Origin of the sequence: Mucilaginibacter gossypiicola (assembly GCF_900110105.1) — a bacterium.
Taxonomy (GTDB): Bacteria; Bacteroidota; Bacteroidia; order Sphingobacteriales; family Sphingobacteriaceae; genus Mucilaginibacter; species Mucilaginibacter gossypiicola.
In genome coordinates this window covers 217,285-229,124 of the sequence record NZ_FOCL01000001.1, presented here as the reverse complement: position 1 = coordinate 229,124, position 11,840 = coordinate 217,285, and the positions used below count along the sequence as shown (strand labels likewise).

Genomic DNA, 11,840 nt, shown 5'->3' with positions numbered 1-11,840 from the left:
ACAAAAAAGGTGGCCATTTTGGTCACCTTTTTTGTTTGTTAACGGCCTATTGTGCCATCACCAACGCCTGCTCCCTCAACATTTGGATCCGGGAGATCGGCCAGACTGCCATCCTCATGTAAAACTCTAAAGTGTAATTTTTGAGGACCTTTGGTTTCGAGGCATGGATTGCGTCTAACAGCATTGTTGTAGCTGTCGTTCATGTGGCTTCCCATTGCCCCTTTAATATTACCCTGCCCGCGGGCAGCGTCATCATTTCTATAATCAATCATGATTATATCCTCCTTTTTATTAAATCCCTTCAGTACCGGGCTCATGACCAAGCATACGGCCAGTTGTGCGGCCATGCGGACGGCTCTCAAAATCAGTTTTGGCCGGTCCTACCGAAGGAAACTCCTTTTTATTTGGCGGGGTTACATCTGTTTGCTCGCTAAACGAAGTATCTGCGCTTCTGTTGGGCTGATCTACTTCTGATTGACTATGGGTGCCCACCCGTTCTTTTTCGGTCTTTTCTACCTCGGGTCTGTCATCATCAGCTATATCGTTAATCTCATCCAAATCATCGTCATCACTTTCGAGATCACGGTTTGCTCTGGCTTCAACGCCATTTATAGAAAACGAATTGGTATTGTTTTCAAAATCATCGCGCTCATTATCCCGGTTTTCCCAGTTCTCATTATTGGTATTCATAGGTTTTAATTTTAGTTGTTATTAAATTAAACCTACATTACAGTCGTATTGTTTTATTTTTTATCCTTTTAAGAAAGGTTGAAAAACAATAAATTCAACTTCTATCCCACAAAGTTCCCTGATTAATTAGGAAGTGATCCGAAATGGTTTATAAATTTTTTAAATAGAACTAATTGATTGCACTTCTACCGGAAGCTGGTTGCATCAGCCACTTATAGTGATTTTCTCACAAAGAGGTAGTAGCTACTCAATTACAATTAATTAACGTTTTTAAGAATTAAAAAGTATGTTGAGGGCACGTTACTTTATAACGGTTATTAAGCAGGATACCCAACACAATTTCGTGCGAACCGTGGCTTACTGTGTTTAAAGCAGATGTAGTAAAGTCATAAGAATAACCAACATTGATGAGCGAGTTCAGGTTAAAACCTACTAAAGCTGCATATGAATCATTACGACGGTATGAACCTCCTATCCAGAATTTGTCTTTGAACGACATCTTCATGTTTACATCGAAAGTTACCGGAACCGGCGCGATAAATTTCAATAAAGCCGAAGGCATCAGTGTAATATCGTCAGATACAAAAAGCTTTACACCGCCGGTTACAAAGTAATGTGGCACTGTTTTGTTTTGTACGGCAGTAGTTGAAGTGGTTACATATAAATTTTGCGGAAGGATTTGCTGTACCGATGCACCGAAGAAATAATTAGACGAATATGCCCATACACCTATACCCAAATCTGGTTTCCACTGCGACCCGGTAATGTTATTAATTGTAGGATCGTTTTGATCAACGTAGGTAAGTTTGCTCACATCGATAACATTATGGCTCACCCCAGCCGATACCCCTACTGCTAAATTCAATGTTTCGGTAAGTCCAAGGTGATAAGCGTAAGTAGCATCAATATTGGTTTGCGTTATTGGCCCTGTTTTATCAGATACTACCATTAAACCCACACCATGATGCGGCTCGGCAGCCATGTAATTTTGTGTATATGACCTGCTTGACGGATTTAAGCCACCACCAGCTGGAAATGCAGTAGCATCGCCCTGTAAAAATCGGTTACCTATAGGCGTGTTTACCGAAAAATAAGATGTTACCGGTGCACCTTCAAGGCCTGTCCATTGGCTGCGGTACCCTAATTTTACATCGGTATAGTTTTCAATACCGCTTAATGCAGGATTTAAGAGATAGTTATTAAATACGTATTGCGTGTACTGCGGTCGTTGCTGAGCTTTTGCAAATTGAGTTGTTGCAGCAATAACAATTAAAGTATATAGGATTCGCTTCATTTTTATCTGATAATGGTCACATTACCTGAAATAACCTCTCGGCCATTTTTGGGGTCAATAATATAATAATAAGTTCCGGGAGGCAAATATGAACCGTTGTATTTACCGTCCCACGGTACACTATAACCAATTGACGAATATACCCTTTCTCCGTATCTGTTGTATACGTCAACCTTATTATTTGGATAACTTTCTAAATATTTAACATTCCAAATGTCATTTACGCCATCCCCATTAGGAGTAAACACATTGGGGATAACTAAAAACTTTAAAACCTTTACCGATACACTAGTCATGGCCTGGCACCCGTGTGCCGATGTAACTACCAGTTGGTAGGTAATATCCTGAGCCGGGCTCGCTGACGGGTTGGCTACATCGTCATGATCCAGCCCTGTTGCCGGCGTCCATTTATAAGTTAAATTATCGTCGTTAACTATCGGTTTAAAGATATGTTTAGTGCCTTCGAGCATGGTAAAATCCTGCCCTAACGAAACAAGCGGCGACACGTCCACTTTAACCTGTTGTACAACCGTATCTGCGCAGGCATCGGCAGTTGTATAAATATACCTGATGTCAAATGTGCCGGCATTGGAAACGGCAGGGTTAAACATGCCATCTGCACTAACCCCGGTTCCTGAAAATACTCCGGAACCTGTGGGCCCATCAAGCTTAGGTATCAGTTTATAAGGCTGTGATTCGATGCAAAAGACCGGCGCCGGATCAAAGGTTACATTGGGAGATGCTTTTAACGTGAACTGAATTGCTTTAACATCAGAGCATGAAGTACCTGAATATGCTATTGCCCGTATAGTAACCGTACGCGTTCCCGTAGTAAACAAAGGATATTTGTGTCTTAGCCGTAGCCCTAATGCTGGGTGATCATAAACCACAGTGGTTGTTGGATCGGCGTCGTCATATGTAACCTCAAGCCGGGTGATCTCACCGAAATTAACCGACGACTGGTTTTCAAAAAAAACCTCTTGCGCACTGCATAAGTCGGCAGGATTCAGAACAGTTATTGCTGCTTTTGGCTTACTCCCGTTAATTGTTAATGATTTTGAAGCAGAAGTAACAGAACATCCGTATTTTGACGTAACCTTAAGCGTAACCTGGTAATTACCGGCTAAAAACTTGTGCTTAGGATTTTTATCATGGGAAATATCAGGATTACCTGCAGTTGCATTGGCATCGCCGAAATTCCATTCATAAGCAAAATTGGCTTCTGTTGCATCGGCAATAGTACTTTGATCAGTAAATTGAGCAAAGTCATCTTCACAAGCATCGGGTAATAAAAAATCAACTACTGGCACAGGATAAATGTTAACAACCTGCGGAGCTATATTACTTATGCAACCATTACTATTTGTTACGGTTAGCTTAACCAAATAATCTCCCGGCGTATTATACTTATGGTTAAACGGATTTTTACTCGTAAGGGTTTCAACAGGTGTGCCATCGCCAAAGTCCCATTGCCAGCTAACAATATCCCCATCTGCAGATGTGGAGTTATCAGTAAACGTAATATCCTGACCAACACAGCCAGGCGCTGAATAACTAAACAACGCGACAGGAGGCTTTGATATATGTACTTTTATGGGATCTGATGTTTCTCCGCAACCATTTTCATTGGTAATAAATAAAGTAACCAGGTAATCGCCGGGTTGGGTGTATTTGTGTACGGGGTTTTGTACTACATCGGTTGTACCATCGCCAAAGTCCCAGTGCCATGTTTTTATTTGCCGGGTACCTGATGTTGACTGGTCTGTAAATTTAACGTCGTTACCAAAACAGGTATTTGCAAAAGTAAACTTTACAACCGGCGGCACCGAAATATTGAAATCAAACTCAATATCTTCGTTTGATCCACACTCGTCGGCAATTGGGTTAAATACAGTGGCTACTACGCTGTAGTCACCATCGGGATACACTTCGTCTGCAGGATACTCATAAGTGTAAAGCACTTTTGAGTCTTTTACTGTAGAACCGGTTGGTATTGGGTTATTAATAGTGACGGGCTGGGTTCCGTTTTTAAGATCCCATGTAATTTTGTTTGTTTGAAATGGCAGTGTAAGCTGTAACTTATAATGTATCCCGACGCAGCCATTGGCCTGTGTTGAGTTATTTGTCGGGTTTCGTAATACAATAAACTCATTCAGGTTTTTAAGGTTGGTACCTGCAGCATAGCCATATGATTCTGTTCGGCCAAACCCATATGCTATGGCATTAAATCCATCTGACGCTTTAATATTATGTACGCCGGCGTTTACGCTGATCTGCGCGTATGAATAACTACTGTTAGGCACTTGTGAAAATTGGGTATAAGGTTGGCCGTCGAGCGAAAAAGTAGGTACGGCAGCTGTTTTTATAATGACATTAATAAAATCATTTTGTATCAGGTAATTATGGGTTGAGTTTAGCGTAACATGATCAAGTGTTTGCTCAATAGGCGTTAGATATATCATTTCAGGGTCACCTATATCTCCGTTAATGAGCTGGCAATTTAAACCCTCGCCCTGGGTTACCGCGTATTGTACTACCTGGATTGGCTTATCAGCAGCAATAACATTGGTTGTAGTTGAAGTAAATTCATAATAAAGGCCATTAATTAACCCTCCCTGAGGTGCCGCCCCATTTACTGTTACCTTTGTATCCGGCGAACTAAGTACTATTCTTAAAATATCATAGTTGCGGGTCTTTAAAGGGGCGGTTATATAATTTTTACCCCAAACCGCTAAAGGATAAACCTGCTGAAAAAGGTTGTCTGATGATCCCTTATCGCCCTGGCACCCGATGCTTATTTTTGAACTGCCTGAAAAAACGGCAATTTTTTTGCAAGCCCCGGTGGCACTAACGATTGAACGGATGCGGGTGCCAGTTAAATCCATGGCAGATAAGCCCTGGTATACCTCGCCTTTTTTTAAATTTATGGTAAAGGGCTGGTTTGCGGGAATACCGTTTAGCAATGGCTGTGAAGGTGTTATTTCAACGGCGGTATTATCTTCAGTTGCTATTACTGCAAAAGTTGAATAAGAAGGCACCCCCTCTGTAGTTTTTGTACCATTGTTTGAGTTTGATATTTGTTTATAGTTGATAGAAAGATAATCTTTACCCAGGGTATTTACAGGTAGCAAAAGTGTTGCCCCGGATACATTCTGCGCAAAAATGTGTGCGTAAACTGCAATAGGTTTAAGCGAAATAATATGAATGCCCTTTAAAAATTGCCCCTGGGTGCCAATAAAAGCCCCCGGCGGGATATCGACAGTCAATATATCATTGGCCTTAACCTGGTATGTGCTTAAAAAACTACCATCAGCAACTTCAACGGTTACAGATGTATTTACATCTGCAGTTATATAAAGTTCCATCCGGCTACCATTGCCCAAAGCGTCGGGATTGCCAGCAGCACCATCAACATGGTCAATATACGCGGTGTAAAATTCTGTACCTTGGTTTGATGACCCTTGAGCGTGAGTGAAAATAGCAAAGCATATAAAAATAAACGCGAGGCTTAACGACCGCAAAAAAGTTAAATTGCTCAAAGGAGTTCAGTTGGATTTGGTTTTGCAGTATTAAACTACCCTTTAAAAGTACAAAAACCTTTGATGCTACAGCCGGATAATTATGTAAAATTAACCACGCTGTTTGATTGCGTAGCCATTTTAATAATATAACATCCCATCAGTGTGAATTAAAGTTCAATGATCTAAAACCCACTGTTCTTTTAAACTGGGCTGATAGTTAAAAAAACTTATCCGGATTGGGCACCAAATTCAGGAACTTTTCAAAGTTTTCTTCGTAATGCGACTGATCAAGTTTGTAGTAAAATGCGCCTTTTTTTGACGAAAGTTTGTCTTTTTCAGGAAGCTTTACAAGCAGCCCTGTCGAAAGCAGTTTGCGGCTAAAGTTTCTGTCATCAAACTTAGTTTGATAAACGCCTTCATAAAGAGCCTGCAATTGCGGAATGGTAAATTTTTCGGGCAACAGCTGGAATAATATAGGGTGAAGCGCAGCTTTGTAGCGAAGTTGTCTTTTGGCAAACCGCACCATCTCATTATGGTCAAATATCAGGTCGGGCATCTCATTAAGCAAGAACCATTCCGGGTGATATTCCTCGCTCAACTGTGCCTCATATTTATGAATATCAATAAGGGCAAAATAAGCTACAGAAAGGGTTCTTTCTACCGGGTCACGTTCAGGCTTGCCAAATACCTGAAATTGCTCCATGTATACATTTTTAAGCCCCGTACGCAACTCAAGCACACGGTTCGCAGCATCTTCGGGTGATTCGGTCGGTTTTATGAAACCGCCTATCAGGCTCCACTTGTGTTTTTCGGGCTCCAGGCCACGCTGTACAAGCAATAATTTAATGTTTGCCCCGTCAAATCCAAATATGATACAATCTGTTGCAACTAAAATGCGCGTTTCGCCGCTATACTTATGCATAACTTAGGTTAAGTTTATATGCAATGGTAAAAATAATTTAGCAATTATTTAGTGTTAATCGGACAACTATTTTATACAATAGTATTTTATTAACCTAAATTAAAAGGATTTATCATGCGCTAACGAAAACGGGGCAGTTTTCAGATATCTCAACTAACCCTTTTACCTTGCAGCAACAGATCCATAGCATCGTCAAATGACCCTGCTCTGATCACCTCGCCTGAGTTCACAAAAAATATTTCATCAGCATTCTCAATCGTATTCAAACGGTGTGCTATGATTACCCTGGTAGTAGTTTTTGGCAGGTTATCCAAAATATCGCTTAGCAGCTTCTCAGTAATGGTATCGATATTGGCAGTAGCTTCATCTAATATCAGTATCTCCGGGTTTCGTAACACTGCGCGCATGAACGCAATAAGCTGCTTTTGACCTAAACTGATGCTATCTCCACCAGATAAAACTTTGGTATCCAGCCCCTCTTCAAAAATTGCCAGCAAGCTGCCCAGGTTTGCATCCCTGATCACCTGTTCCATTTCCTCGTTGGTATGATCTTTAAAAAGTTCGTTACCATATAGAATATTATCCCTTACCGTACCTGTAAACAAAAATGGCTCCTGCAAAATAAACCCTATCTTTTGGCTTCGCTCTTCTGCTGTAAAGCTGCGGATATCTTTTCCTCCAAGCAATACCAAACCTTTAGTTGGGTCATATAAACGAGCTATTAATGAAGCTGTTGTTGTTTTACCGCCGCCTGTGGGGCCAACCAAAGCATAGGTTTTGCCGCGTTCCAATTTAAAGCAGATATTATGGAGTATCTCCCTGCTTTCGTCATAGCTAAAATGTACGTGCCTAAACTCCAGCAAGGCAGCTTCCGGCTCGTCAATACCAGCTTGAATTATCGGCAGGTCAGTTTCGAGGGATAAAATCTGCGAAATCCTGTCCCAACCTGCCATGGCCAGCTGGAAATTTGTCCATAAAGCGGCCAACTGTCTTAAGGGGTTATAAAAGTTAGTAGCGTATGATAAGTAGCTCACCAGTAAACCAACAGAAAACAAACCCTTACTTATGAGGTATATGCCAAACGATAGTACAATAAGTTGAGCTATGCTGGCAAATAAACCATAAACCGGTACAAACACATTGTTAGCAAGGCCAGATCCAATAGCTGTTTTATAGTTTTGATCATTAGCGATATTAAAACGCTTACGGAAATAATCGCGTCTGTTAAAGGCAATGATTACCTTGAAGTTGTTTAAACTTTCCTGTATCTCTCCACTTAGGGCACCTGTGCTTTTCAAGTTAGCCGCATTTTTTCCCTTTATCCATGACGATAACGTCAGCGTTAAAAAGAGGATCACCAATGCAGGGCACAAAGCAGCAGCCCCCAACTCAATATTAATAGCCAGTAAAAATATACCGGCACCAATCATGATAGATATATTACCAATAAACTGCATCAATGACTGAGAGAAAAACTGGTTAAGCTTGTCAGTATCATTGTTTACCCTCGATATCAGGTCGCCGGCTTTGTTTTGGTTAAAGAAAGCAACAGGTAACTGTTGTAACTTATTAAAGATAGAATTACGCAAGGTAAACAACATCCTTTGCCCAACCCCTCCCATCAGCGTAGTTTGCTTATAACTGGTAAACAAAGCTAACAGGTACATGCAAAATAGAATAGCAGCGTTATGTAAAACACCGTTAAAGTCCTTGTGTTGCACATATTTGTCTATTGTATGGCCTATAATAAGCGGCCCCAGCAGGTTAAGTGTTGAGTTAAGAAGGATGGCAAAAAAAGCTATAATGAGCGTACGCTTTTCATGGGCAATTAGCTGTAGCAGCTTTTTTAACCCCGCAAGCGTAGATGTTTTCTGTTGATTTTTACCTAATTGGTTAAGATCGTAGTTCATTGTGATGAATATTTTTCAGTTGCTAACGCAATGTTTAATGGTTAACACCTTGTTCGTAATTGCTGGTACTTTGCTGCGAATTAAAGATTTGCACATAATCCGGACTGGTTTTCATCAGGTCGTCATGAATTCCGCTGGCTACAATTTCACCTTGCATTAACAAAATGATCTGGTCGTAGTGTTCAACAGACGCTATTTTCTGGGTCACCGAAATCAGTGTTAAACCCGGATAATTTTTTTGAATATTGGCCAGGATCTTCTGCTCCGTGCTGTTATCAACCCTTGCCGTAAAATCATCAAGCAACAAAATCTTTGGATTAACAGCGAGCGCCCGGGCGAGCATAATACGCTGTTTTTGACCACCCGAAAGACTTGATCCCCGTTCAGAAACAACGGTGCTCAGCTTATCTGGCAGGTTATCTATAAATGTACTTAACTCGGCTGTTTCAATAGCCTTTTGAAGTGATTCATCGGTTACAGTATCACTGAAAGCGATATTTTCACGGATGCTCATGTTAAAGATGATACTATCCTGAAAAACAAATCCTACTTGCCGGTGAAAGGTTTCGCTATCATATTCTGCAAGCGCTTTACCATCAAACAACACTTCGCCACTGGTGGCAGGGATTAACCCCGTGAGCAGGTACAGCAATTGCGTTTTACCGGCCGATGTCGGCCCGATGATAGCAATCTTTGAACCCGCTTTAACATTGAACGTAACGTCTTTCAGCGCCGACTTTTGACCATAAGTTATGGTAACATTCCTGAGTTCAACATCGCCATGTAAAGTTTCCTTTAATGGACCACCATCCGTAACATCCGGCGCATTCAAAACAATACTTATGCGGGTAAATGAAGCTGAAGCCTGTGCTATCAGATTGCTCATAAAGCCCAAAATAAAGATCGGGAATATCAATAATGAAAGGTAGCTGTTAAAAGCAGCGAAACTACCAAGGCTCATGCTGCCGCTGATCACGAAATGTCCGCCCATCACCAAAATAGTAAACGCCGCCATATTAGCTGTGAACGTTACAATGGGGATAAGGCCAGCGAAAAAACCAAGGATTCTCAGGCCGTAATCTTTAGCTTCGGTATTGGCAGCCAGGAATTTATTATATTCCAATTGTTGTGAGTTAATCACCCTGATAAGCGCCGAGCCAAGTATACTCTCGTTAATAACCTTATTAAGCTGATCAATGACGCCCCGGCTTTTCATAAACAATGTACGCACATTTTTTAAAACATAGAAGAAGGTGCCTCCTATGATAGGAATAATGGTGATTACCACCAAGGCAAGTTTCCAGTTAATGGTTAGCAGCATAACACTGCAACCAATAATGATAAACAAAGATGATACAATAGAAACCAGTGCCTGCGATACAAATAACTTAATAGAATCTATATCTGATGTAAGGTTGGTTAGTAGTTTTGATGGATTTGCCTGTTCGATAAAAGCATGGGTTTGGCGGGATATTTTGTCTGCCAGTTGCTGCCTAAGGTCTCGCGCTACCTTTTCAGATGCAAATATCTGAACAACAGCCTGTAAACCTGCAAATAAAAACACCACTAATGTAGCGGTCAGGAATTTGGCCATTACCTCACTTATCACAAAATGATGATTGGAATAGGCATCAATACCGTTAGCTATAATTTTAGGAAGCCAAAGGTTCATGGCATTGCCAAGTAAAGCAAATAGCAGCAATAGCGCCACAAGGCCCTTATATGGTTTCAGTAAGCTAAATACACCAGGTGGCTTACCGTTTGTTTTTTTTGTAGGATCAGGTTGCATATGATCTTTGATTTATAATTCTTTTTTGCGGATCTCAATTGAGCCTTTATTGTGGTTGACGACTGAGCCAGAAAAACATTTTTATTCAACTTAAAATTATCGAAATAAATCAGAACCAGACTGCAAGCTTTTCTTATTTTCCAAATACTTCAATTTCGATACAGTTCAACAAATATATTTCTATTTGGAAACAATTAAAACTATTTGGAAATAAATATTTAATTTTACATCCAAATTGTAATAAATGAAACCAATAGTGCAATTAGTTGAGGAATGGACTGCTTTTGAAGAAGTGAGCGATCAACCCAGTGTAGAAGCATTTTGCCGTTATTATCTGCAAAAGCAGCGTCCTAAGCCCAAACAAGCTGGTAAAAAAGGCGAACGGATCATGAATGGTGCTTATTTACTTAAAACCATTGGCCGTATATTAAGTGCTTATTCGCTGTATTTCCGGTCGGCGGTAAATTATATTGGCATCCCTCCTGCCGAAAGCTTTTATTACCTAAACGGCTTATTGCATCTTGGCGAGGTAAGGAAAAGTGACCTGATCAATTATATGTTTGCCGAAACAACTACCGGCATGGAAGTCATCAACCGGCTCATCCGTGAACACAAAATAGATGAACGCGTGTCACCGGATGACAAACGGGCTAAATTGATTAAGGTAAACCAAAAAGGACTTGCAGCACTGGATGAATATTACAAGGTATCGGGTAAAGTGGTTGAGATGACATTTAAAGGTATCGACGATGATATTTTAATAGATTGCTACGAAATGCTCAAATACTGCGAACAACGAAATTCATCGACGGCTATCGAACTAAAAAACAAACCGTTCGATCAGATGTATGAGCATATCATGACTGATAAAGCTTAGTTTTTAAACTGGCTTACATTAACTTTTAACCAGTATTAAACTCAATGTCAGCTAAAAGTAAAGATGGCATAATACTTGAATAATCAATGGCCGGGCTTGGTAACAACCCTGGCTTTTTTGTATCTATACCATAAAAAAATATCTGTGGACAATATCCTCAACATCTCCAATTTAAGTAAAACATACCAAAGCGCAGGTCGCACGCTTACAGTACTCGATCAAATAAATTTTTCGGTAGCAGTCGGTTCAACCAATGCCATAGTTGGGCCATCAGGTAGCGGAAAAACTACCTTACTTGGACTTTGCGCCGGGCTCGACCGCTCAACCTCGGGCGCTGTTGAGCTCAACGGCATCACCCTCAACAAACTTACCGAAGATCAGCGTGCGCAGGTACGCAATCAGCACGTGGGATTTATATTTCAAAATTTCCAGTTATTACCAACGCTTACAGCACTCGAAAATGTGATGGTGCCACTCGAGCTCAGGGGCGAAAAAAACATTCGGGCAAGGGCTTTGGATCTTTTAGATAAAGTGGGCTTGTCAGAACGTGGTCATCACTATCCACTCCAACTTTCGGGTGGTGAACAGCAACGTGTATCATTAGCACGTGCTTTTTCAAATGCCCCCCGAATCCTTTTTGCAGATGAACCTACAGGAAACCTGGATGCAGAAACCAGCGATAAGGTGATCAAACTTATTTTCGACTTGAATAAAGAAGCGGGTACTACACTTATAGTGGTGACCCATGATCTTGAGCTGGCAGCCAAAACACAACGCATCATCAGGATCAAGGGCGGTAAACTGATTTCAGACGAAAAAACCATTAACGGATAAGCT

9 protein-coding genes are annotated in these 11,840 nt (G+C 40.9%); 2 read left to right on the top strand and 7 right to left on the bottom strand.

The window, feature by feature from the left end:
* Positions 1–38: 38 nt before the first annotated feature.
* The 7 genes from BMX50_RS00810 to BMX50_RS00780 all read right to left on the bottom strand — a co-directional run bounded on the left by BMX50_RS00810 (position 39) and on the right by BMX50_RS00780 (position 10,126).
* Positions 39–272: a hypothetical protein gene (locus BMX50_RS00810; protein ID WP_091206291.1), complete on the bottom strand. Its 234-nt coding sequence runs from the start codon at positions 270–272 to the stop codon at positions 39–41.
* A 19-nt stretch (positions 273–291) separates the two neighbouring features.
* Positions 292–690, bottom strand: a complete 399-nt coding sequence (locus tag BMX50_RS00805; RefSeq protein ID WP_091206288.1) for a hypothetical protein — start codon at positions 688–690, stop codon at positions 292–294.
* Positions 691–967: 277 nt separating this feature from the next.
* Positions 968–1,984 (bottom strand): PorP/SprF family type IX secretion system membrane protein, encoded by a 1,017-nt coding sequence (locus BMX50_RS00800; RefSeq protein WP_091206285.1) that lies wholly within the window; start codon positions 1,982–1,984, stop codon positions 968–970.
* Between the two features lie 2 nt (positions 1,985–1,986).
* On the bottom strand, positions 1,987–5,523 hold the full coding sequence (locus tag BMX50_RS00795) for a PKD domain-containing protein (protein ID WP_091206282.1): 3,537 nt from the start codon (positions 5,521–5,523) through the stop codon (positions 1,987–1,989).
* A 199-nt stretch (positions 5,524–5,722) separates the two neighbouring features.
* Entirely contained in the window at positions 5,723–6,427 is a 705-nt protein-coding gene (locus tag BMX50_RS00790) for an NUDIX hydrolase (protein WP_091206279.1), read from the bottom strand.
* A gap of 149 nt (positions 6,428–6,576) precedes the next feature.
* Positions 6,577–8,337 carry an ABC transporter ATP-binding protein gene (locus BMX50_RS00785; RefSeq protein ID WP_091206276.1) on the bottom strand — a complete coding sequence of 587 codons (1,761 nt, stop codon included), beginning with the start codon at positions 8,335–8,337 and terminating at the stop codon, positions 6,577–6,579.
* A 34-nt stretch (positions 8,338–8,371) separates the two neighbouring features.
* Positions 8,372–10,126 carry an ABC transporter ATP-binding protein gene (locus BMX50_RS00780; protein ID WP_091206273.1) on the bottom strand — a complete coding sequence of 585 codons (1,755 nt, stop codon included), beginning with the start codon at positions 10,124–10,126 and terminating at the stop codon, positions 8,372–8,374.
* 244 nt (positions 10,127–10,370) lie between these two features.
* Between BMX50_RS00780 and BMX50_RS00775 the strand changes: the two genes are divergently transcribed.
* Both BMX50_RS00775 and BMX50_RS00770 read left to right on the top strand, forming a co-directional pair.
* Positions 10,371–11,003 (top strand): MarR family winged helix-turn-helix transcriptional regulator, encoded by a 633-nt coding sequence (locus tag BMX50_RS00775; protein ID WP_091206271.1) that lies wholly within the window; start codon positions 10,371–10,373, stop codon positions 11,001–11,003.
* Between the two features lie 144 nt (positions 11,004–11,147).
* Positions 11,148–11,837, top strand: a complete 690-nt coding sequence (locus BMX50_RS00770; RefSeq protein WP_091208505.1) for an ABC transporter ATP-binding protein — start codon at positions 11,148–11,150, stop codon at positions 11,835–11,837.
* Positions 11,838–11,840: the final 3 nt, after the last annotated feature.